We start from the raw sequence: 21,330 nt of genomic DNA on the forward strand, positions 1-21,330 counted from the left end.
CATCTAATGATAGCGCTGTCATCGTAGCCGGGGAGGCGGGCTGCGACAAGGGAGGCGGCATGCGCGAAGGACAGGAACCGGTTCTGGTGATGGGCGTGAGTGGCGCGGGCAAAAGCACCGTGGCACGCGGCCTCGCGGAGCGTCTGGGCGGCGTCTATGTCGATGCCGACGATCTGCATCCCGAGGAAAACGTCGCCGTCATGGCGCGCGGCGAGCCTTTGACCGACGCGCTGCGCTGGGGCTGGCTCGACGCCGTGGCCGAGACCATGGCCACGACCGAGCCTTTCGCCGTCGTGGCCTGCTCCGCGCTCAAGCGGGTGTACCGCGACCGGCTGCGCACGCGGCTGGGAGAGTTTCCCATCGTCTATCTCGAAGGCGATCACGCGCTTTTGCGCGGGCGCATGGCGCAGCGCGAGGGGCATTACATGCCGGTCTCGCTGCTCGACAGCCAGTTCGCGACGCTTGAGCCGCCCGCCCTTGAGGAAGGGGCGATCCGCGTCTCCGTGGCACCTTCGCCCGAAGAGGTGCTCGAGGCGGCCTTCACCGCACTTTCATCCCGTCTGCAGGGAGGACCCGATGGGTCCGGGCAGACACACACCCCGAGGAGGACATCATGACCAAGACCTTCACCATCACCCTCGCCGCGGCGCTCACCCTGTCGGGTGCCGCGATCGCGCAGGATTACAGCTTCCGCTTCCAGTCTTCGGACCCGGCGGGCAACCCCAACTTCGAACTGCAAAAGCAGTGGGCCGAGAGCGTGGGCGAGATGACCGATGGCCGTGTCAGCGTCGAGCTGCTGCCGGTCGACTCGATCGTCGCGCATAACGAGACGCAGGACGCGATCGCCGCGGGCATCCTCGACGGGCACATCACCGACACCTCGTATTTCTCGGGCAAGGACCCGGCTTTTGGCCTGATCGCCAACCCGGTCGGCGCCTGGGGCGATCCGCAGCAGATGTTCGACTTCATCGAGCAGGGCGGCGGCCACGCGCTGATGGACGAACTTCTGTCGCCCTACGGGCTGGAGTTCATCGGCGTCAGCACGCCGGGCCTCGAAGCCTTCGTGTCGAACGTGCCGCTCGAGGGGGTCGACGATCTCAAGGGGCTCAAGCTGCGCGCGCCCGAGGGGCTGGTGCAGCAGGTCTTTGCCGCGGCGGGTGCGGCCCCTGTGAACCTGCCGGGCTCGGAGGTCTTCACCTCTCTCGACAAGGGCGTGATCGACGCGGCCGACTACTCGGTGTTCTCGGTCAACCACGCGCAGGGCATGCACGACGTGGCCTCGCACCCGGTTTATCCGGGCTTCCACTCGATGCCGCTGGTCGAGGTGTCGATGAACGAGGGCAAGTGGGACGAGCTGCCCGAGGATCTCCAAGGGATCATGGAGGAGTCGGTCAAGCAGTTCGCCCAGAACCAGATCTCCTCGCTCAAGGCGGCCGATCAGGAGGCCGTCGAGGAGGCGAAGGCCTCTGGCGAGATCACCGTGCATGACTGGTCCGAGGAGGAGCGCGCCAAGTTCCGCCAGATCGCCATGGGCGAATGGGAGAAGGTCGCCGCGCGCTCCGAGAACGCGCAGAAGGTCTATGACACGCTGACCGACTACCTGACCGAGAACGGGCTGATCGCCGAGTAAGCCCGGCACCGCCCGGCCATATCCGACCGACGCCCGGACCGTCAGGTCCGGCGTCTTTGCAAGAACTTGGACAACGAGGGACAAGGCCAGTGACAGAAGATCACACCGACATCACGCCGCCCCGAGACGAAGGCGGGCCCATCCCCGAGGCGGGCTGGCTCGGCCGCGCCATCGACCGGGTCGGCATCGTCTTCGCGATCGGCATCATCATCGCCATGCTGATCCTGATCCAGGAGGTGGTGCTGCGCTACTTCTTCAACCGGCCCACGATCTGGGCGCATGAGACGACCGTGTTCCTGTCGGGCGTGGCCTTCGTCTTCGGCGGGCTCTATTGCACCGCGCGAGACAGCCATATCCGCGTGGTGCTGATCTACGACCAGCTCGGCCCGAAGATGCGTCGCGCTTCGACGTGGTGATCTCCATCGTCTGCGGCCTCGCGGCGGCGATGTTTACCTGGGCGGCCTGGATCATGGTGAGCCGCGCGGCCTTCACCCCCGCCGGCGATTTCAGGTTGGAGCGCTCGGGCAGCGCCTGGGACCCGGTCTATCCGGGCGCGATCAAGGTGTTTCTCATGCTCGTTCTGGGCATCATGACGGTCCAGTTCGCGATCCTCGCGGTGAATTATGCGCGGGGGCGCCGGTGATGGAGTTTTTCGGATCCATCCAAGGCCTGGGGATCGAGGGGGCCACGGGCCTCATGTTCGCCATGCTGCTGGTGCTGCTCGTCACCGGGATTCCGCTGGCCTATGTCACGCTTCTGGTCGCGCTCGTCTTCGCCCTGGGCTGGTTCGGCCCGATGGCGGTGCCGCTGATTACCTCCCGTGTCTATTCCTTCGTCTCCTCCTTCGTCTTCGTCTCGGTGCCGATGTTCGTGCTGATGGCCGCGATCCTCGACCGATCGGGCATCGCGCGCGACCTGTTCGACGCGATGCGCCTGTTCGGCGGGCGGCTCAGGGGCGGTATCGCGATCCAGACGATCCTCGTGGCCGTCATCCTCGCGGCGATGTCGGGGATCATCGGCGGCGAGGTGGTGCTCCTGGGGCTGATCGCGCTGCCTCAGATGCTGCGGCTCGGCTATGACAAGAACCTCGCCATCGGCGTGGTCTGCGCGGGCGGGGCATTGGGCACCATGGTGCCGCCCTCGATCGTGCTGATCATCTATGGCCTGACCGCCAACGTCTCGATCGGCGATCTGTTCACCGCGGCCTTCGTGCCGGGGCTGATGCTGGCGGGCTTTTACGTGGCCTATGTGCTGATCCGCGCCTACATCAACCCGGCCGTGGCCCCGGTGGTCGAGGGACCGCGCGCCTCCACCGCCGAGAAGCTGCGCCTTGCCAAGGGATTGTTCCTGCCGATCCTCGTGGTGATCGGGGTGCTGGGCTCGATCTATGGCGGCATCGCAAGCGTGACCGAGGCTTCGGCCGTCGGCGTGCTGGGCGTCACGCTCTCGACGATGATCCGGGGCGAGTTCACCTTCGGGCTGATGAAGGCCGCGGCGCTGCAGACGCTCCAGACCGTGGGCATGATCGTCTGGATCGGCATCGGCGCGACCGCGCTGGTGGGCGTGTTCAACCTGATGGGCGGGATCAAGTTCGTCTCGGCGATGATCACGGGCATCTCGGACGAGCCGGTGATCGTGCTGCTGTTCATGATGGCGCTTCTGTTCATCTTGGGCATGTTCCTCGACTGGGTCGGGATCGCGCTTTTGACCATGCCGATCTTCGTGCCGATCATCACCTCGATGGGCTATGATCCGGTCTGGTTCGGGGTGGTGTTCTGCATGAACATGCAGATGAGCTTCCTGTCGCCGCCCTTCGGTCCGGCGGCCTTCTACCTCAAATCGGTGGCGCCGCCCGACATCTCGCTCGGCGACATCTTCAAATCGCTCCTGCCCTTCATCGCGATGCAGGCGCTGGCCGTCGCGGTGCTGATCATGTTCCCGGCGATCGCCATCTACTAAGACGCCCGAACGTGGCAAGCGTAGGCCCGCCCCCCTCGGCAAGGGGGCGGGCCTATTCATGTGGCGGGCTCAGCGCAAGGCGGGGGTGGTTTCGCGGATGATCAGTTCGGGCGGAAGGACGACGCGCCGGGGCGGGTGGGCGGCCTGCCCGTTCAAAAGCCCCGCCACCAGCATCGCGGCCTCGGCGCCGATCCGGCCCGCATGGACATCGACGGTGGTCAGGCGCGGCGCGCAGACCGCGCCGATCTCGTAATTGCCGAACCCCGCCAGCGCCAGCGCGCCGGGCACCTCGATCCCGCGCCGCTGGCATTCGGCCAACGCGCCGAAGGCCACGAGGTCCGAGACACCGATCACGGCGTCGGTGTCGGGATATCGCGCGAGCAGTGCGTCGAGCGCCTGCGCTCCGGCCGCCATGGCGATCGGCGGCTCGCCCAGCGGGGCCAGCCGGTCGGCGCCGAGGCCATGGCGCGCCATCGCCGCGACAAAGCCCGCCCGGCGCTGCCGCCCGCGCGGATCGCGTTCGGAATCCCCACCCAGAAAGCCGATGCGGCGGCGACCGCGCGCGACGAGATGTTCGACCAGCAGGCCGATCGAGGCGGCGTTGGAAAAGCCCACGACATGATCGAGCGGGTCCTCGGGCAGATCCCAAAGCTGCACGATCGGCAGGCCCGAGGCGGCCAGCATCTGCCGCGTGCGCGGCGTGTGCTGGCCGCCGGTCAGCACCACCGCCTCGGGCTTGCGGCGCAAGAGCTGCGCGATGGCGGCCTCTTCCTCGGCGGGGTCGTATTCGGTGTTGGCCAAGAGGATCTGCAGCCCCTCGCGCGCCAGCCCTTCGGTCAGCGCGCGAACGGTCTCGGCGAAATTGGCGCTGTTGAGCGCCGGCACGGTGACGGCGACGAAGCCGGTCCGGTTCTGGCGCAGGTTCGCGGCCCGCGCATCGAAGACATAGCCCAGCTCTTCGGCCTTTCGCAGGATCCTGTCGCGGGTCTGCGGATGGACGCTTTCATCCCCCTTGAAGGCGCGCGAGACCGTCATCGCCGAGACCCCGACCGCGCGGGCGACGTCGGCCATCCGGATCGCCGCGCCGCGGGCGGGCTTGGGTGTCATGTCGGGCTCCTGCGGTCGGACCGGCTCAGAGCGAGACGCTGATCGCGCCGTCGACATAGAGCACATGGCCGTTGACGAAGCTCGACGCCCCGGAGGACAGGAACACGCAGGCACCGACCAACTCATCGACCTTGCCCCAGCGCCCTGCCGGGGTGCGCTTTTCGAGCCAGCCGGAGAACTCCGGATCGGCGACCAGCGCGGCGTTGAGCGGCGTGTCGAAATAGCCCGGCGCGATGGCATTGCATTGCAGGCCATGCCGGGCCCAGTCGGTCGCCATGCCTTTCGTGAGGTTGGCCACGGCGCCCTTGGTCGCGGTATAGGGCGCGATGCCGGGACGGGCGAGGGCGGTCTGCACCGAGCAGATGTTGATGATCTTGCCGCGCCCGCGCCCGATCATGTGGCGCGCCACCGCCTGGCCCACGTGAAAGACCGAGGCGATATTGGTCTGCAGCAGTGCCTCGAAGCGATCGGCGGGGAAATCCTCAAGCGGGGTGCGGTGCTGCATGCCCGCATTGTTGACGAGGATGTCGATGGCGCCCGTGCGCGCCTCAAACCCGTCGATCGCGGCACGCACATCGTCGTGGCGGGTCGCGTCGAAGACCAGCGTGGTGATCTCGGCCTCGGGCAGCTCGGCGGCGAGGGTCTCGCGGGCCTGCTCCAACCGCGCCGCGTCGCGACCGTTGAGCACAACCTGCGCGCCGGCCTGCGCCAGCCCGCGCGCCAGCGCGAGACCGATCCCCTGCGAGGAGCCGGTGATCAGCGCGCGTTGGCCGCCCAGGCCGAACATGGTTTCCAGATAGGCTTTGTCTTGGGTCATCCGGCTCTCCCGACAATGTAAACATGAGGGTTGTCGCGATCCATGTTATCGATAACAATGATCCATGACAATCCGGGGCGAACCGGGTCCGGCTCGCGTACCGGATGATCCGGACACCCGCGCATTCCAAGGAGAGGGCCCATGCACCAGCCGTTCATATCCCTGACCAGAGCCTGCCAGCGCCGCCCCAGTCGGTGCGTGCGATGAAGGCCGTCGTCATCCATGCCGCGGGCGACCTGCGGATCGAGGAGCGGCCCAGTGCCACGCCCGGCGCGGATCAGGTCCGCGTGGCGATCGCGCGGGGCGGGATCTGCGGTTCGGACCTGCATTATTTCTCGCATGGCGGCTTTGGCGCGGTGCGCCTGCGCGAGCCGATGATTCTCGGACACGAGGTGTCGGGCCGGGTCGTGGAATGCGGCGCGGATGTGCGCGGGCTGTCGGTCGGCGATCTTGTCGCCGTCTCGCCCTCGCGGCCCTGCGGCGGCTGCGCGCAATGTCATGCGGGCCGTCCGAACCATTGCGAGAACATGCGCTTTTACGGCTCTGCCATGCCGTTTCCGCATGTTCAGGGCGCGTTCCGGCAGGAGCTTGTCGCCGATGCCGCGCAATGCGTGCCGGCGAACGGGCTGACGCCGGAGGAGGCGGCCATGGCCGAGCCGCTGGCGGTGACGCTGCACGCCGCGCGCCGGGCGGGCGAGCTGTTGGGCAAGCGGGTTCTGGTGACCGGCTGCGGGCCGATCGGGCTCTTGTCGATCCTCGCCGCGCGCCATGCGGGCGCGGGCGAGATCGTGGCGACCGATCTGAGCGACTTCACGCTCGGGACGGCGCGCCGGATCGGTGCCGATGTCACCATCAACAGCCGCACCGACCCCGAGGCGATGTCGGGCTATGCCCAAGGCAAGGGCAGCTTCGACGTGTTGTTCGAATGCAGCGGAGCGGCGGCGGCCATCGCACCGGCGCTGGCGGCGATGCGCCCGCGAGGGGTGGTGGTGCAGCTTGGGTTGGGCGGGGACATGTCGCTGCCGATGGGGCTGGTCACGACGAAGGAGCTCGACCTGCGCGGCTCCTTCCGCTTTCACGAGGAGTTCGCCGAAGGCGTGGCCGCGATGCGGGCCGGGCGGATCGACGTCGCCCCGCTGCTGACGCATACGGTCGGGCTTGACGAGGCCCGCGCGGGGTTCGAGCTGGCCGGCGACCGTGGCCGCGCGATCAAGGTGCAGATCCGCTTCGACGCCTGAAGCCGGGGGCGGGGCCGCTCAGCCGGGCGGCGGCAGGATCGGCAGGTGAAGCGCGAAGCTGGTGATCCCGTCTTCGCAGCGCAGCTCGATCCGGCCGCCATGGGCGGCGGCGATGGAGGCGGCGATGTAGAGCCCGAGGCCCAACCCCTCGCCGCGGGTCTCGACACCGCGCTGATAGGGCTCGAACAGCTTTTCGCGCAGATCCTCGGGGATCGGCTTGCCATGATTGGCAACGGTGATCACCGCCTCGCCGTCGCGGATGGCGCCCCGGACCTCGATCGGGTGGCCCGGCGTGCCGTGACGCAGCGCGTTCGACAGCAGGTTCGAGACCGCCTGCGCGATGCGCGGCGCATCGCAGCAAAGGGGGTGGTCGAACGAGAGTGCGAGATCGATCCGATGTTCGGGCGCCGCAACGCGGATCTCCTCGACGACCTCGGCGAGGGCTTGGGCAAGCGGCGCGTCCGGCGTGGCGAATGTCCGGATGCCGCCGCCGAGCCGGGCCTTGGCGTGGAGCATGATGTTATCGATCAGATCGCTCGCCCGGCGCAACGAGGCGCGCATGAGCGGCAGGACGCGGCGCGCCTTTTCGGACTGCGGCTCCTTGTCAAGCTGGCGCAGGCCCGCGTCGAGCGCGGCCACCGGGTTGCGCAGGTCGTGGCCGAGGACGGCGATGAACTCTTCCTGGATGCGGGCCATCTCGCGCTCCTGCGCGACGAGCCGCTCCTGCGCGACCAGGCGCTCCTCGGTCTCCAGCCCTTGGCCGATGATCCTCGCGAACATCTCCAGCATCGCCACCGCGCGGGGATGCTTGATGTCGCGCGGCTCGGTGTCGATGGCGCAGAGCGTCCCGAAAAAGCTGCCATCGGCGCGGCGGATCGGGATCGAGGCATAGCTGACGATGCCGAAACCGGTCGCGATGGGGTGGTTGCGATAGGTTTCGTCGATGGCCACGTCGTTGAAGAGCACCGGCTCCGAAGTCTCGCGCACCGACCGGCAGAAGGTCGATCCGATCTCGATCTCGTCGCCCTCGGACATGCCGAAATTCACCTCGTCCACCGTCCGGCAGGCGACCCAGCGATCCTCCGTCACGCGGGCGACGGCGGCAAAGCGGCTGTTCGTGGCGAACATGACGGTCTCAAGGATGGTGCCGACGAGATCGCTCGTGGCGAGCCTTTCTATATCGACCTGAAAATCATGCCGGCCTTCGAGAAAGGCGGCATGATCCTGAATGGTCGCACGTCGCTGATCACCGTCGCTCATCTTGCCCCCCCGGTTGCCCGTTTTTCCTAACATGCGAAAGGGCGTTGGCAATGCCGGTCGTGTATCTCGCGTGGATTGCGACATGCAACTCGTCTTGAAGCATATACGAGGATCAGGGCCTCGAAAGCGCGGGCGGTCAGTGGCATTGTCTTACGGAGGGAAACGACGCGCGGCCCGAAGCGGGCCGCGCGGGGAACGGGATCAGTCGTAGAGCACGGCCTGGATCTCTTCGTCGTCGATGTTCGACTGGTCGTAGTAGTAGAAGCCGGTGTCGATCACCTCGGGCAGCTCCTCGCCGTTCATTGCGGCGATGGCGGCCTTCACGGTCTCATAGCCGATGCCGACCGGGTTCTGGGTGATCGCGCCGGCCATCTCGCCGCTGCGGATCGCGTCGGTCTGCGCCTTGCCGGAATCGTAGCCGATGACGGTCACCTCGTCGGTGCCCATTTCGCGCACGGCGTTGACGATGCCGATGGCGGAGCCTTCGTTGGTGCCGAACATGCCGTTCAGGTCGGGGTTGGCGGTAAGGATCGCCTTGGCGACCTCGGTCGATTGCAGCTGGTCGCCCGCGCCGTATTGCACGCTCACCACCTCGATCTCGGGGTATTCGCTCTCCATGCGGTTCAGGAAGCCGTCGCGGCGGTCGATACCGGTGCGGCTCGTCTGGTCATGCGCGACGACGGCGACCTTGCCCGCCCCGCCGATGAGCTCGGCCATCTTGTCGGCCGCAAGGCTCGCGGCGGCGACGTTGTCGGTGGTGGTGGTGGTGGCGGGGATGTCGCTGTCGACGCCGCTGTCGAAGGCGATGACCGGGATGCCCGCCTCGTCGGCCTGACGCAGCAGCGGGATCGCGGCCTGGCTGTCGAGGGCGGCAAAGCCGATGGCGCCGGGGTTGTTGGCGAGTGCCGCGGCGAGCATGTCGATCTGGCGGTCCACCATGGTCTCGTTGTCGGGGCCTTCAAAGGTGATGCGAACGCCCATCTCCTCGGCCGCCTGATCGGCGCCGGTTTTGACCGCCTGCCAGAACTGGTGCTGGAAGCCCTTGGAGATCAAGGGGATGAAGACCTCGCCGTCCTGAGCATGGACGGCGGGGGCCGCGCCAAGAGTTAGGGTGAGCCCGAGGGCGCCGATGAGCGCGCGACGTGAAAGCATGGTGTTTCTCCTCCGTTGGTGATTGGCCCGGCCTCGTTGCGGGACGGGGTCGTATCGCGCCGCCTCTCAGGACGGCTTGCGGCGCATCATGTCGGCATAGACCGCCAGGATGATGATCGCGCCGGTGACGACGGTCTGCCATTCCTGCGCGACCGACAGCACACGCAGCCCGTTGGTCAGCACCGCCATGATCAGTGCGCCGATGAGGGAGCCCAGGATCGAGCCGCGCCCGCCCGAGAGCGAGGTGCCGCCGATCACCACCGCGGCGATGGCCTCGAGCTCGTAGCCCAGGCCGAGCGCGGGCTGCGCCGAGTTGAGCCGCGAGGCGATGAGCAGCCCCGCCACGCCGACGATGGCGCCTGCCAGCGCATAGATGGCGATCTTCCAGCGGTCGGTGTTCACCCCCGACAGGCGCACCGATTCCTCGTTCGACCCCAGCGCGAAGCAGTAGCGGCCAAGGACGGTGCGATTGAGGATGTAGGCCGCCACGGCGGCGACGATGAAGAGGATCAGCACGCCGTTGGGCAGCGGCAGGGCGGGAAACACCTCGCCCAAAACCGAGCCGCGCGAGATCTCCGAAAAACCGGGCGTGTCGTTGAAGTAGATCGGCCGCGTGCCCGAGATCACGAGGCTCAGCCCCTTGAGGATCAGCATCATCCCGAGCGTGGCGATGAAGGGCGGGATCTTCATCTTGGCCACGAATGTGCCCGAGCAGGAGCCGCAGAAGGCCCCCGTCGCGATCGCGGCCATGACACCGAAGAGAAGCGGCAGGCCGAGGAAGGTCAGCACCACGCCGGTGATCACCGCCGTGAAGGTCATCATGGTGCCGACCGAGAGATCGATGCCGCCGGTGATGATCACCAGCGTCACCGCGATCGCCAGCACGCCGTTGACCGATGTCGCCTGCAGGATCGCGATCATGTTCGAGGTCTGCATGAAGTTGGGCGAGGCGATCGAGAAGCCGATCAGGAGGACGATCAGGCTGGCGAAGGCCAGAAGCTTCTGATGCGTGACCGCCATCAGCAGGCGCGACAGCGCCGATTTGGGGGCATCGGTCGAAAGGGTGGTCATATCGCCTCCTCCGCGCCGGTCAGCGCCGATCCGCGCCGCGTGGCCAGTTCCATGATGTGTTCCTGGGTGGTCTCCGCGCCGCCGGGCAGGATGCCGGTCAGCCGCCCCTCGCACATCACTGCGATGCGGTGCGCGAGACGCATCACCTCCGGCAGTTCGGACGAGATCACGATGATCGCGCGGCCCTGCGCGGCCAGCGCTTCGAGGAGCGCGTAGATCTCGGACTTCGCGCCGACGTCGATGCCGCGCGTCGGCTCGTCGAAGATCAGCACGTCGCAGTCGCGCAGGAGCCACTTGGCGATGACGACCTTCTGCTGGTTGCCGCCCGAGAGCAGCCGCACGTCCTGCTCGTCCGAGGGGGTGCGGATGCCAAGGCGTTCGATATAGTCGAGCGCCGTGCGCTTCATCGCCGCCTCGTCGAGCACACCCGCGCGGTTGGTGAAACGGCCGAGATCGGCCATGGCGACATTGGCGCGCACGCTCATGTCGACGGCGAGGCCGAAATGCTTGCGATCCTCGGACAGATAGCCGATGCCCGCCTGCACGGCGGCGTGCGGGTGGCGGATGTCCACCGCCTTGCCCGCGACGCGGATCTCGCCCGCATCGCGCGGATCGGCGCCGAAGATGATCCGCGCCACCTCGGTCCGGCCCGCGCCCATCAGCCCGGCAATGCCGAGGATCTCGCCCTTGCGCACCGAAAAGCTGACGTCGCGCACCTCCTTGCCGCGCGACAGGCCGCGCACCTCGAGCGCCACCGCGCTCGCGCTGGTGTCGGGGATCACCGGCGCGCTCTGCGTTACCTCGCGGCCCACCATCAGCTGGATGATCCGCGACAGCGGCGTCCGGGCGGCATCGAGCGTGTCGATATGGGCGCCGTCGCGCAGGATGGTGACGCGGTCGGCGATACGCTTGATCTCGTCCATGCGGTGGCTGATGTAGACGATGCCGACGCCCTTGGTTTTGAGGGTGTCGATCACGCGAAACAGCTCGGCGATCTCGGCGTCGTTGAGCGCGGCAGTCGGCTCGTCCATGATCAGCACGCGCGGATCGTAGGACAGCGCCTTGGCGATCTCGATCAATTGCTGGCGGGCGATGGTCTGGGCGCCGACGGGGGCGCGCGGGTCCATCCTGAGCTGAAGCTGGGCAAAGATCTCCTCGCAGCGCCGGTTCAGCGCCGCCTCGTCGAGCCGCCCGAAGCTGCGGCGCGGCTCGCGCCCGATCAGCACGTTCTGCGCCGCCGTCAGATCGTTCATCAGGCTCAGTTCCTGATGGATGATGCCGATCCCCAGCCTTTGGGCGGCGCGCGGGCTGTCGGGGGCAGCGGGGTGGCCATCGACGAGCATCTCGCCGCCGTCGCGCGGATAGATGCCCGACATGATCTTCATCAACGTCGATTTGCCCGCGCCATTCTCGCCCATCAGGGCGTGAACCTCGCCCGCGCGCAGGTCGAAATTCACGCTCCTGAGCGCGTGAACGCCCGGAAAACGTTTTTCGATCCCCCTCATCTCGACCAGGTAACTCATCCGCGCAGGCCCTCCCAAACCCTTGGCGTTCCGATCAGATCTTGACGCCTCCCTCGACCGGCGCGGCCTGCCCGGTGATGAAGCGGCTGTCGTCCGACAAGAGATGCAGGACGCTCGGCGTCAGATCCTCGACCATGGCCCGCCGGCCCATCGGCTGTCGCGCGACGGCCTCCTGTTCCGCCCGCACCGGATCGGGGGTCGCGCCGATGCCCTGACCGGCCGCCGTGATCGATATGATCCTGTCGTTCAGCGCCATCGCGTCTCCCCCCGCATGCTTCGCCTCACATCACCGCGCCGATCTGCCATGGCACGAATTCGACCCCGCCGAAGCCCAGCGTCTCGCTGCGGGTCCGTTCGCCGGAGGCGGTGCGGATCAGCATCTCGAAGATCTCGCGGCCCTTGTCGTCGAGCCCGACGCCATCGCTGACGATGTCGCCGCAATTGATGTCCATGTCCTCCGACATCCGGCGATACATGTCCGAATTGGTGGCGATCTTGATGCAGGGCGTGGGCATGTAGCCCGAGACCGAGCCGCGCCCGGTGGTAAAGACGATGAGGTTGGCGCCCGAGGCGATCTGGCCGGTGACCGAGCAGGGGTCGAAGCCGGGGCTGTCCATGAAGACGAAGCCGCGTTTGTCGATCTTCTCGCCGAAGAGATAGACGTCCGTCAGCGGCGCGCTGCCGCTCTTGGCCACCGCGCCGAGCGATTTCTCAAGGATCGTCGTCAGCCCGCCGCGCTTGTTGCCGGGCGAGGGATTGTTGTCCATCTCGCCATGGTTGCGGGCGGTATAATCCTCCCACCAGCGGATGCGGTCGATCAGCTTTTCGCCCACCTCGACCGAAGCCGCGCGGCGGGTGAGCAGGTGCTCGGCGCCGTAGATCTCGGAGGTTTCCGACAGGATGGTGGTGCCGCCATGGCGCACCAGCAGGTCCGAGGCCATGCCGAGCGCGGGGTTGGCGGTGATGCCCGAATAGCCGTCCGATCCGCCGCATTGCATCCCCACGGTGAGATGCGCGACGGAGGCGGGGGCGCGGCGGGCTTTGTTGGCGAGCGTTGCGATGCCGCGCAGCTCGTCGAGCCCCTTTTCGATGGTCCTGCGGGTGCCGCCCTCGTGCTGGATCGTCATGTAGCGCAGCGTCCCGTCGGCACGGATCGGACGCCCGCCGACGAGATCGGAGATCTGCATCACCTCGCAACCCAGACCGATCAGCAGGATGCCCCCGAAATTGGGGTGTTGGGCATAGCCCGACAGCGTGCGGAACAGCGTGGCGTAGCCCTCGTTCTCGCCCGACATGCCGCAGCCGGTGCCATGGGTGATCGGCACGATGCCGTCGATGTTGTCATGACCGTCGAGCAGGCCGGATGTCTCGGCCGCCTCGGCGATGAAGCGCGCGACCGAGCCCGAGCAGTTCACCGAGGTCAGGATGCCGATGTAGTTGCGCGTGCCGACCCGCCCGTCGGCGCGGTGATAGCCCATGAAGCTGCGGTCCTCGGAGCTCGGGGCGAGGGGCGCATTCTCGCTGGCGTGGGCATAGTCGCGGCTGTGCTCTCCCATGCCCAGGTTGTGCACATGGACATGCTCGCCCACGGCGATGTCGGCCCTGGCCTGACCGATGATCTGGCCATAGCGCAGCACGTTCTCGCCCGCCCGGATCGGTGCTGTAGCGACCTTGTGGCCTTGGCCGACCGGCTGCAGAAGCCGCGGCGCGCCCTGCGTCTCCCCGGGCGCGATGTCGCCAAGCGCGATCGCGACATTGTCCTGCGGGTGGAGGGTCAGCAGTCTGGGCGGCTGGTTCACGTCGCGCCTCCTCTGGCTGGCGAACAAAGCTTCCGTTAGGGAAATTGCTAGCTTTACTAAAATTACCTGTCAACTAACATGTCAGTCTAGGAGGTGCGAAATGCCCAAAGCAGACCCCGCTCTGGATATCGGCGGCATGGAAGGCCCGCTCGGCCAGCGGGTCTATGTCACGTTGCGCGACGCGATCCTCGACATGTCGCTCGTGCCCGGAACGGTGCTGCGCAAGGGCGCGCTGTGCGAGCAGCTCGGCGTTTCGCGATCGCCCGTGGCCGAGGCGTGGGGCGGCTGTCCTCTGACGGGCTTGTCGACATCATTCCGCAATCGGCCACCCGCGTGTCGCGCTTTTCGATGACCGAACTGCGCGAAGAGAATTTCCTGCGCGAAGCGGTGGAGGTGGCGGCGGTGGCGCGGGTCGCGCAGATCAGGACCGACGCTCAGCTCGCCCGGCTGTCACGGAACCTGAAGCTGCAAGGGCTGCTCGTCGAGGATGGCGATTTTCAGGGCTTCTTCGAGGCCGATCTTGAATTTCACGAGCTGATCCTCGGATTTACCGGCTTTCCCAAGGTGGCGCTCGTGGTGGGGCAGATGTCGTTTCAACTGCGCCGCGCGCGGATGCTGATCCTGCCCGAGGCGGGTCGCCCGGCCGAAACGCTGGACGAGCACGGGGCCATCATGCGGGCGATCGAGGCGCGGGACGCCGAGGCCGCGCGTGCGGCGATGTCGCGCCACCTGCGCCAGCTGATCCACAGGATCGAACCGCTCGAACTTCACCACCCCGAATATTTCCGGCCCAGCTGAAAGGGACATGATGACACGCAAGGACACCGTACCGCTGAACGGGCGCACGCCCTCGCCGGTCCACCTGTCGCGCTTGGGCTTCGGTGGAGCGCCCTTGGGCAATCTCTACCGCAAGATCGAGGAGCGCGCGGCGCAGGAGACGCTCGACGCGGCCTGGGCGGCCGGGATCCGCTATTTCGACACGGCCCCGCAATACGGGCTGGGCCGCTCGGAGATGCGGCTGGCCGAGGCGCTGCGGCGCTTCGATCCGGATCAGGTGACGCTTTCGACCAAGGTGGGGCGGCTCCTGCTCGACTGCGCCCCCGAGGAGGTGACGCCCGAGGCCTTCGTCGACGTGCCGCAAAAGCGCATCGTCTTCGACTACACCCATGACGGCATCATGCGCAGCTTCGAGGACAGCATCGCCCGGCTCGGCACCGACCGGATCGACATGCTGTTCCTGCATGATCTCGACGCGGGCACGCATGGGCAGGCGGGCGAGGACGAGAACCTTCGCCAGCTCTTCAGCGAGGGCGGCTACCGCGCGCTGACCGATCTGCGCGACGCGGGTCGCATTTCGGCGATCGGCGCGGGGGTGAACGCCTGGCGGGTCTGCGAGAGGCTCTTGGGCGAGGCGGAGTTCGACGGCTTCCTGCTGGCCGGGCGCTACACGCTTCTGGAGCAGACCGCGCTCGACAGCTTCCTGCCGCTCTGCGAAAGGCGCGATGTCGGGATCATATTGGGCGGACCCTACAACTCGGGCATTCTCGCCACCGGCGCCGCCCCCGGCGCGCGCTACGACTATGCGCCAGCGCCCGAGGCGGTGCTGGAGCGGGTGCGCCGGATCGAGGCGGTTTGCACCGCCCATGCGACGCCGCTCATTGCCGTGGCACTGCAGTTCCCGCTCGCGCATGCGGCGGTCAGATCGGTGATCCCCGGCGCTTCCAGCGCGGACGAGGTGCGCCGCAACGTCGAGATCCTGCAAACGCCGGTGCCGCCCGCGCTCTGGTCCGACCTGAAGGGCGAGGGGCTGATCCGCGCCGATGCGCCCGTGCCCGAGGAGACGCCCCATGCTGCGTGACATCCCCCCGATCCTGTCGCCCGATCTTTTGTGGAGCCTTCGGGCCATGGGCCACGGAGACGATATCGTCATCGCCGACGCCAATTTCCCCGCCACGGCGTTGGGGGCCCGGTGTCATCGCCTCGACGGGATCTCGGCCACCGAGGTGCTGGAGGCGGTGCTGCGGGTCCTGCCGCTCGACAGCTTCGTGGCCGAGCCCGCGCTGGTGATGGAGGTGGTGGGCGATGCGGCCGCCGTTCCGCCCGTCGTGGAGGCGTTCGGGCGGATCGTCGAGGCGACGGCGGACAACCCCGCGCCGCTGGGCCGGTTGGAGCGCTTTGCCTTCTACGAGCGCGCACGCGGGGCCTTCGCCATCGTGCAGACCGGCGAGAGCCGTCTCTACGGCAACATCATCCTCAAGAAGGGCGTCATCGGGTGATCATCGACGCGCATCAGCATTTCTGGCGGCTCGACCGGGGCGACTATGGCTGGCTGACACCGGATCTGGCCCCGATCCACCGCGATTTCGGCCCGTCCGATCTTGAGCCGCATCTCGCGCGCCACGGGATCGGCGGCACCGTCCTCGTGCAGGCGGCACCGACGCTGGCCGAAACCGGATACCTGCTGGATCTGGCCACCAAGACCGCCTTCGTGCGCGGCGTGGTCGGCTGGGTCGATTTCGAGGCGCATGATGCGCCCGACGAGATCGCGCGTCTCGCCGCGCATCCCAAGCTGGTCGGCCTGCGCCCGATGATCCAGGACATCGCCGATGACGACTGGATGCTGCGCCCCGATCTGTCGCCCGCCTTCGAGGCGATGATCCGCCATGACCTGACCTTCGACGCGCTGGTGCTGCCCCGGCACCTGCCGCGTCTGCGCCGGCTTCTGGCGCGCCATCCCGCGCTGCGCTGCGTGATCGACCATGGCGCCAAGCCCGAGATCGCCCACGGCCGCTTCGACGATTGGGCAGCGCAGATGACGGCGCTGGCCCATGAAACGGCGGTCTGCTGCAAGCTGTCGGGCCTTCTGACCGAGGCGGGCGCGGGCGCGGGCCGCGCAAAGGTGGCGCCCTATGCCGCGCATCTTTTTGCGCAATTCGGTCCCTCGCGGCTCATCTGGGGCAGCGACTGGCCGGTCCTGACCCTCGCGACCAGCTACGAAAGCTGGTTCGAAATGGCCCGATCCTTCGTCTCGAACGCGCAGGACCGGCAGGCCGTGTTCGGCGGGACCGCCGTGGCGCTCTACCGGCTCTGATCGCTGCCGCGGGGCCGACATCGTCCACCGCGCCGCCGAAGCGCTCGACGGTTCTGTGGCAGGACAGTCATTGACCAACCAGCCGAAACAGTCGCGATCCGTTCGCCTCAGAAATGCCCGACTTCTTAGCAAGAAGTTTACAGGGCGGCGCAGACCTGCGGATTTGGCGGGCTGGCGCAACGGAATACAAGGATCGGGACGATGCAGGATCAGTCATTTACAGGCAGAATGACATGCGCGGGTCTGGCGCTTGCGCTGACGCTGGCCACGCCGGGCGGGGCCAAGGCCGATGCGGCGGCGATGGACGCACTGGCCGAACGGGCCGCCGCCGCGATCGGGCGGCTGCATTCCAACGCGCAAAGGGCCTTGGTGACAGTCGCCCAGGACGAGGCCTTCGCGGATTATTTCCACACCCACGACGATGACGACCGGCATCGCCACAAGTCGCGGATCGACCAGGTTTCACTGGCGACGCAGGACAAGTTCCATGTCGAGGAAATGTGCCTGATCGACCCGCAAGGCGCCGAGATCTCGCGCATCGTCGGCGACGAGATCGCGCATGATCTGGCTACCGACGAAGCCGATGCGCCCTTTTTCGCCCCCGGCTTCGCGGCCGGCCACCGGCAGGTCTACACCTCGCCGATCTACCTGTCGCCGGATGCCGACAAATGGGTCGTGGCCTATGTGACGCCGGTGCTGGTCGACGGGGACAAGCGGTCGATCCTGCATTACGAACACGCCTTCACCGTCTATGGCGAGATCCTGCAGAACTTGGCCGACCGCGCCGATGGCGCGCTGATGATCGTGGCCGATACCGGGCATGTGATCTTCGACAGCCGCACGCAGATCCCGATCGAGCGGAAGGGCGACCTCGAGGCGCGCGACGACTATTTCGCGAGTTTCGACCTCGCCGGGCTGGATCTTGCCGGGTTCCGAGAGGCGATCGGCGGCGCGGAGTCGCAGGGCCAAGGCCGCATCACCATGGGCGAGGCCGCGCATGACGCCGCCTTCCGGGTGATCGGGCCCTGGACGCTCATCAGCCTGCAGGCGCTTTGATCATGGCCGCCATTCCCGGCATCGGTTGGGCCAGAGGGGGCCTGCGTCTGAAAATGGCGGCGACGCTCTTTGCCTGCGCCGTCGTCTCGCTCGGGATCGGCACGATTGTGGCCACCTATTTCGGCGAGCGCGCGCTGCGCGCCGAGGTCGCGGACAAGGCCGTCCGCGCCCTCGATGCCGATATGCGCGACCTTCAGCGCCAGCTTGATCGCGCGATGTACGACTTGGCCACGCTGTCCGAGACCAACGTGATGCAGGACGTGCTGATCGGTGACGGCATCGGCGCGATCGCCGATTCGCTGGCGGCGGTGCGGACGCGCTACCGCGAATTCGCCTTCCTCGTGGTGACGGACGAAAGAGGCGCGGTCATCGCGGCCGACAATCTCGACATCGCGCCGGGGCAGGTGCTCGATATCTATCAGCTGGAGATGGGGCTGATCGGGCTGCCGATGGCGGGGCGGTTCGGCATGCATCCCGAGATCGCGGGGGAATCGTCGCTTTTCAGCGTACCGATCCGGGCCGATTACGACCCGGACACGGTGATCGGCGTGCTGTCCGGCGCGATCGACATGGGCTGGCTGCGCGAACGGCTCGGCCAGGTACAGATCGGCGACGAGGAGCAGGGTCCGGAACGCGCGCTGCTGCTGCGCGACGGCGACGGGCCGCCGCTCTACCGCACCGAGGCCGAGGCGGCCGGCGACATCGTGCAACGCCTGATGGCGACCGGCGCGCAGGGCACGGGCAACACCGGCTCCGATCTCGTCACCACGGCGCGGTTTCCTGCAGACAACCGGTTCTGGCATCTCGATCTCGAAATGGTGGCGGGGCTCACCGAGGAGGCCGCCTTCGGCTCGATCACGCAACTCAAGCGCAACCTGATCCTGACCTCCGCGCTGATCGCGCTGATAATGCTGGCCATCGGCTGGTGCCTGTCACGAAGGCTGACCGGCCCGATCACCGCCATGAGCGGGGCGATGAAGCGGCTGTCGCGGGAGGACTGGGACGAAACCCCCGACGTGACCGAGCTGATCGGCCCCGCAACCATCGCGCGGTCCGACGAGATCGGCCTTCTGGCACGCAGCTTCGACCGGCTGATCACCCAGCTCGCCCAGGCCCGCGCCCGGTTGATCGAACAGTCCGAGGCCGAGATCGCCAAGCGCAACCTGCAGCTCGATGCGGCGCTGAACAACATGTCGCAAGGGTTGTGCATGTATGGCCCCGATGGCGAACTGATCGTGCACAATCAACGCTTCGAAGAGATCTATGGCCTTCCGCCCGGCGCCGTGGAGCCGGGGATGAAGCTCGGGCAGATGCTCCGGGCGATGCGCGCCGCCGGGCACGACATCTCGGGGCAGGACACCGAATTCATGACCACCATCGCACGGCGCGGTGGCGAGAGGCGGATGATGACCCATCTTGCGACGCTGGGCGACGGCCGCGCCCTGTCGGTCTGCTGCGTGCCGATCGCCTCGGGCGGCTGGCTCGCCACCTTCGAGGACGTCACGGAGCGCAAGCGCGACGAGGCGCGGATCGAGCACATGGCGCATCACGACGCCCTGACCGATCTGCCCAACCGGCTGCTCTTTGCCCGCCGGATCGAAGAGATCGTCGCGACGACGGCGCGCGGTCATCAGCATGCCGTGCTTTACCTCGATCTCGACCATTTCAAGTCGGTCAACGATCTGTTTGGCCATCCCGTCGGCGACGAGCTGCTGCGCCAGGTAAGCGCGCGGCTGCGCGCCTGCCTGCGCCCCTCGGGGGTGGTCGCGCGCTTTGGCGGCGACGAGTTCGCGATCATCGAGGGCGACATCGCCTCTGGTGAAGAGGCGCGCAAGCTGGCCGAACGCATCATCGAGGACATCGCCAGACCGTTCGAGATCGACGGCCACCAGATCGCGATCGGCACCAGCATCGGGATTTCGCTCTTTCCCGGTGACGGAAGCGACGCCGAGGCGCTGGTCAAGGCGGCCGACATGGCGCTCTACCGGGCCAAATCCGACGGGCGCAATGGTTTCCGCTTCTTCGAGCAGGAGATGGACAGCTCGATGCAGCATCGCCGGACACTCGAACGGGATCTCCGTCTGGCTTTGCAGAAGGATGAGTTCGAGGTCTACTACCAGCCCATCGTCAACACGGGGACGAACCGGGTCAGCTGCTTCGAGGCGCTGCTGCGCTGGACGCATCCCGAGCGCGGCGCGGTGTCGCCGGCGGAGTTCATCCCTCTCGCCGAGGAGATCGGCCTGATCGGCGAAATCGGCAACTGGGTGCTGGAGCGCGCCTGCGACGCGGCCACCGATTGGCCCGCCCATGTTCGCATCGCGGTCAACCTGTCGCCGGCGCAGTTCCGCTCGCAGCAACTGGTCGATCAGGTCGCGCGGGCGCTGGAACGCACCGGCCTCGACCCGCGGCGGCTGGAACTGGAGATCACCGAGTCCGTCCTGCTGCGACAGAGCGAACTGGTGCTGTCGATCCTCAAGCAGTTCCGCGGCATGGGCGTGCGGGTGTCGATGGATGATTTCGGAACGGGCTACAGCTCACTTGGCTATCTGCGCTCCTTCCCCTTCGACAAGATCAAGATCGACCGCTCCTTCATTCGCGACATCGAGAAGGGCGGCGACGCGCTGTCGATCATCCGGGCGATCACCGGGTTGGGGACGAGCCTCGGCATGACCACCACCGCCGAGGGTGTCGAGACGCTCGAACAGCTCAATCAACTTCGTTCCGAGGGCTGCAACGAGGTTCAGGGTTTCTATTACAGCCCGGCGGTCCGACTTGGCGCGGTGCCGGCACTGCTCACAGGCATCGGTGCACCCTTGCCCGCGGACACGTCGCCTCAGGAAAATGGCGCGTGGCTAGCTCGGGTGTCCGCCTGAGATGGGGGTCTGGCGTCCTCGTGACGCCCCCCCTCCGGCGGCAGCGTCAGGTGCAGGTCGCGCGCCGATGCTCTCTCGATCCGGAACCCATGCACCACGCCCCGAGCAACGTGTGCGTAGACCCCGGGGCGCGCCGGACGACACGGAAGCCGCTCGGGATTGATGCTCGGCTCTCCCTTGAGGACATAAAGAGATTCGACATCGTTCGAATGCCAGTGGAGCGGCATCATCTCGCCGTATCGGGCTGTTTCATCAATCGTCGCGAAGCCCCGCGGCTGCTGTCGTCGGGGGGGCTGGAAAATGGGTGTGCGTCCTGTCCGGCCATCGCAACTCCGCTTCCCCGGGCTCGGGAAAACAGGCACCGGCTAACCGCTCCTCTTCTTCACATTCGACATGGACGTCGCTTCCCAGAGGATCTTCGGGGGGATGAAAACGGATCGCCATGCTCCGGGCTTTGACCGGGCCGGCGTGATGGCGTGCGAGGAGCTGCAAAGCGTCTGAAAAGCACCGCTCCGCTTTTGGTCGAGCAGCAGGGGCGGCTTGCGTAAGACAAGTTGGAGGAGAGCCCTCTTTACGCAGACCTACCTCGGCATTACGTAGGTTATGCATGACCTACGTATGGATGCGTAATGACGAGTGGCGATGTTGCGCAAATCAGCCCCAAGCATGACTGCTCCCTTTCCCGCCTTTCTTCAGCGGACGGCTTCGATCTCGGCCCGTCCGAGGGCCGAGAAGCGGTTCATGATGGCGATGC

General features: G+C 67.1%; 19 protein-coding genes and 1 pseudogene. 12 read left to right on the plus strand and 8 right to left on the minus strand.

From position 1 onward, the window contains the following. Positions 1–59 precede the first annotated feature (59 nt). The 4 genes and pseudogenes from MBELCI_RS12430 (at position 60) to MBELCI_RS12445 (ending at position 3,589) form a co-directional block, all read left to right on the plus strand. Positions 60–617 carry a gluconokinase gene (locus MBELCI_RS12430; protein ID WP_021694580.1) on the plus strand — a complete coding sequence of 186 codons (558 nt, stop codon included), beginning with the start codon at positions 60–62 and terminating at the stop codon, positions 615–617. Continuing rightward, positions 614–1,630 (plus strand): TRAP transporter substrate-binding protein, encoded by a 1,017-nt coding sequence (locus tag MBELCI_RS12435; RefSeq protein WP_021694581.1) that lies wholly within the window; start codon positions 614–616, stop codon positions 1,628–1,630. The genes MBELCI_RS12430 and MBELCI_RS12435 overlap by 4 nt, the downstream gene beginning before the upstream one ends. 89 nt (positions 1,631–1,719) lie before the next feature. Further along, positions 1,720–2,273 (plus strand): annotated as a pseudogene (locus MBELCI_RS12440) (TRAP transporter small permease subunit). After that, the gene (locus MBELCI_RS12445; RefSeq protein WP_021694583.1) at positions 2,273–3,589 is read left to right on the plus strand and encodes a TRAP transporter large permease; all 1,317 of its coding nucleotides are present in this window, start codon (positions 2,273–2,275) and stop codon (positions 3,587–3,589) included. Before MBELCI_RS12440 ends, MBELCI_RS12445 begins: the two are co-directional and overlap by 1 nt. A 69-nt stretch (positions 3,590–3,658) precedes the next feature. On the opposite strand, the gene MBELCI_RS12450 is transcribed toward MBELCI_RS12445, so the two are convergent. Both MBELCI_RS12450 and MBELCI_RS12455 read right to left on the minus strand, forming a co-directional pair. Beyond that, a complete protein-coding gene (locus tag MBELCI_RS12450; protein WP_021694584.1) occupies positions 3,659–4,696 on the minus strand; it encodes a LacI family DNA-binding transcriptional regulator in 1,038 nt (345 codons plus the stop codon). 25 nt (positions 4,697–4,721) lie between these two features. Next, positions 4,722–5,513 (minus strand): SDR family oxidoreductase, encoded by a 792-nt coding sequence (locus MBELCI_RS12455; protein WP_021694585.1) that lies wholly within the window; start codon positions 5,511–5,513, stop codon positions 4,722–4,724. 203 nt (positions 5,514–5,716) lie between these two features. Between MBELCI_RS12455 and MBELCI_RS12460 the strand changes: the two genes are divergently transcribed. Further along, entirely contained in the window at positions 5,717–6,751 is a 1,035-nt protein-coding gene (locus MBELCI_RS12460) for an L-idonate 5-dehydrogenase (RefSeq protein WP_021694586.1), read from the plus strand. An 18-nt stretch (positions 6,752–6,769) separates the two neighbouring features. On the opposite strand, the gene MBELCI_RS12465 is transcribed toward MBELCI_RS12460, so the two are convergent. The 6 genes from MBELCI_RS12465 to MBELCI_RS12490 all read right to left on the minus strand — a co-directional run bounded on the left by MBELCI_RS12465 (position 6,770) and on the right by MBELCI_RS12490 (position 13,556). Next, complete coding sequence (locus MBELCI_RS12465; protein ID WP_045320106.1) at positions 6,770–8,011, minus strand: GAF domain-containing sensor histidine kinase; 1,242 nt, start codon at positions 8,009–8,011, stop codon at positions 6,770–6,772. A 201-nt stretch (positions 8,012–8,212) separates the two neighbouring features. Continuing rightward, complete coding sequence (locus MBELCI_RS12470; protein ID WP_021694588.1) at positions 8,213–9,163, minus strand: ABC transporter substrate-binding protein; 951 nt, start codon at positions 9,161–9,163, stop codon at positions 8,213–8,215. A 66-nt stretch (positions 9,164–9,229) separates the two neighbouring features. Continuing rightward, positions 9,230–10,234, minus strand: a complete 1,005-nt coding sequence (locus tag MBELCI_RS12475) for an ABC transporter permease (RefSeq protein WP_021694589.1) — start codon at positions 10,232–10,234, stop codon at positions 9,230–9,232. Beyond that, on the minus strand, positions 10,231–11,757 hold the full coding sequence (locus MBELCI_RS12480) for a sugar ABC transporter ATP-binding protein (protein ID WP_021694590.1): 1,527 nt from the start codon (positions 11,755–11,757) through the stop codon (positions 10,231–10,233). The genes MBELCI_RS12475 and MBELCI_RS12480 overlap by 4 nt, the downstream gene beginning before the upstream one ends. 34 nt (positions 11,758–11,791) lie before the next feature. Further along, complete coding sequence (locus MBELCI_RS12485) at positions 11,792–12,013, minus strand: SDR family oxidoreductase (RefSeq protein ID WP_021694591.1); 222 nt, start codon at positions 12,011–12,013, stop codon at positions 11,792–11,794. Between the two features lie 25 nt (positions 12,014–12,038). Continuing rightward, positions 12,039–13,556, minus strand: a complete 1,518-nt coding sequence (locus MBELCI_RS12490) for a UxaA family hydrolase (protein ID WP_021694592.1) — start codon at positions 13,554–13,556, stop codon at positions 12,039–12,041. Positions 13,557–13,656: 100 nt separating this feature from the next. Between MBELCI_RS12490 and MBELCI_RS21745 the strand changes: the two genes are divergently transcribed. From MBELCI_RS21745 to MBELCI_RS19400, 7 genes are all read left to right on the plus strand, one after another. Then, a complete protein-coding gene (locus tag MBELCI_RS21745) occupies positions 13,657–13,908 on the plus strand; it encodes a GntR family transcriptional regulator (RefSeq protein WP_021694593.1) in 252 nt (83 codons plus the stop codon). Beyond that, positions 13,890–14,354 carry an FCD domain-containing protein gene (locus MBELCI_RS12495; protein ID WP_235047637.1) on the plus strand — a complete coding sequence of 155 codons (465 nt, stop codon included), beginning with the start codon at positions 13,890–13,892 and terminating at the stop codon, positions 14,352–14,354. Before MBELCI_RS21745 ends, MBELCI_RS12495 begins: the two co-directional genes overlap by 19 nt. Before the next feature lie 10 nt (positions 14,355–14,364). After that, on the plus strand, positions 14,365–15,414 hold the full coding sequence (locus MBELCI_RS12500; RefSeq protein ID WP_021694595.1) for an aldo/keto reductase: 1,050 nt from the start codon (positions 14,365–14,367) through the stop codon (positions 15,412–15,414). Beyond that, positions 15,404–15,832, plus strand: a complete 429-nt coding sequence (locus MBELCI_RS12505; protein ID WP_021694596.1) for an RbsD/FucU family protein — start codon at positions 15,404–15,406, stop codon at positions 15,830–15,832. Before MBELCI_RS12500 ends, MBELCI_RS12505 begins: the two co-directional genes overlap by 11 nt. Then, positions 15,829–16,647 carry an amidohydrolase family protein gene (locus tag MBELCI_RS12510; protein ID WP_021694597.1) on the plus strand — a complete coding sequence of 273 codons (819 nt, stop codon included), beginning with the start codon at positions 15,829–15,831 and terminating at the stop codon, positions 16,645–16,647. The genes MBELCI_RS12505 and MBELCI_RS12510 overlap by 4 nt, the downstream gene beginning before the upstream one ends. 228 nt (positions 16,648–16,875) lie before the next feature. Continuing rightward, the gene (locus MBELCI_RS12515; protein WP_021694598.1) at positions 16,876–17,703 is read left to right on the plus strand and encodes a cache domain-containing protein; all 828 of its coding nucleotides are present in this window, start codon (positions 16,876–16,878) and stop codon (positions 17,701–17,703) included. 2 nt (positions 17,704–17,705) lie between these two features. Continuing rightward, positions 17,706–20,576, plus strand: a complete 2,871-nt coding sequence (locus tag MBELCI_RS19400; protein ID WP_021694599.1) for a bifunctional diguanylate cyclase/phosphodiesterase — start codon at positions 17,706–17,708, stop codon at positions 20,574–20,576. Positions 20,577–21,330 lie beyond the last annotated feature (754 nt).

This window comes from Limimaricola cinnabarinus LL-001 (genome assembly GCF_000466965.1).
Classification (GTDB): domain Bacteria; phylum Pseudomonadota; class Alphaproteobacteria; order Rhodobacterales; family Rhodobacteraceae; genus Limimaricola; species Limimaricola cinnabarinus.

Bases quoted from the DNA above. Each gene is read 5' to 3' on its own strand.
- MBELCI_RS19400 (WP_021694599.1), top strand. From the start codon at position 17,706: ATGGCCGCCATTCCCGGCATCGGTTGGGCCAGAGGGGGCCTGCGTCTG.
- MBELCI_RS12460 (WP_021694586.1), top strand. From the start codon at position 5,717: ATGAAGGCCGTCGTCATCCATGCCGCGGGCGACCTGCGGATCGAGGAG.
- MBELCI_RS12475 (WP_021694589.1), bottom strand. From the start codon at position 10,234: ATGACCACCCTTTCGACCGATGCCCCCAAATCGGCGCTGTCGCGCCTG.
- MBELCI_RS12470 (WP_021694588.1), bottom strand. From the start codon at position 9,163: ATGCTTTCACGTCGCGCGCTCATCGGCGCCCTCGGGCTCACCCTAACT.
- MBELCI_RS12480 (WP_021694590.1), bottom strand. From the start codon at position 11,757: ATGAGTTACCTGGTCGAGATGAGGGGGATCGAAAAACGTTTTCCGGGC.
- MBELCI_RS12485 (WP_021694591.1), bottom strand. From the start codon at position 12,013: ATGGCGCTGAACGACAGGATCATATCGATCACGGCGGCCGGTCAGGGC.
- MBELCI_RS12515 (WP_021694598.1), top strand. From the start codon at position 16,876: ATGACATGCGCGGGTCTGGCGCTTGCGCTGACGCTGGCCACGCCGGGC.
- MBELCI_RS12505 (WP_021694596.1), top strand. From the start codon at position 15,404: ATGCTGCGTGACATCCCCCCGATCCTGTCGCCCGATCTTTTGTGGAGC.
- MBELCI_RS12455 (WP_021694585.1), bottom strand. From the start codon at position 5,513: ATGACCCAAGACAAAGCCTATCTGGAAACCATGTTCGGCCTGGGCGGC.
- MBELCI_RS12430 (WP_021694580.1), top strand. From the start codon at position 60: ATGCGCGAAGGACAGGAACCGGTTCTGGTGATGGGCGTGAGTGGCGCG.
- MBELCI_RS12450 (WP_021694584.1), bottom strand. From the start codon at position 4,696: ATGACACCCAAGCCCGCCCGCGGCGCGGCGATCCGGATGGCCGACGTC.
- MBELCI_RS12445 (WP_021694583.1), top strand. From the start codon at position 2,273: ATGGAGTTTTTCGGATCCATCCAAGGCCTGGGGATCGAGGGGGCCACG.
- MBELCI_RS12465 (WP_045320106.1), bottom strand. From the start codon at position 8,011: ATGAGCGACGGTGATCAGCGACGTGCGACCATTCAGGATCATGCCGCC.
- MBELCI_RS12500 (WP_021694595.1), top strand. From the start codon at position 14,365: ATGACACGCAAGGACACCGTACCGCTGAACGGGCGCACGCCCTCGCCG.
- MBELCI_RS12435 (WP_021694581.1), top strand. From the start codon at position 614: ATGACCAAGACCTTCACCATCACCCTCGCCGCGGCGCTCACCCTGTCG.
- MBELCI_RS21745 (WP_021694593.1), top strand. From the start codon at position 13,657: ATGCCCAAAGCAGACCCCGCTCTGGATATCGGCGGCATGGAAGGCCCG.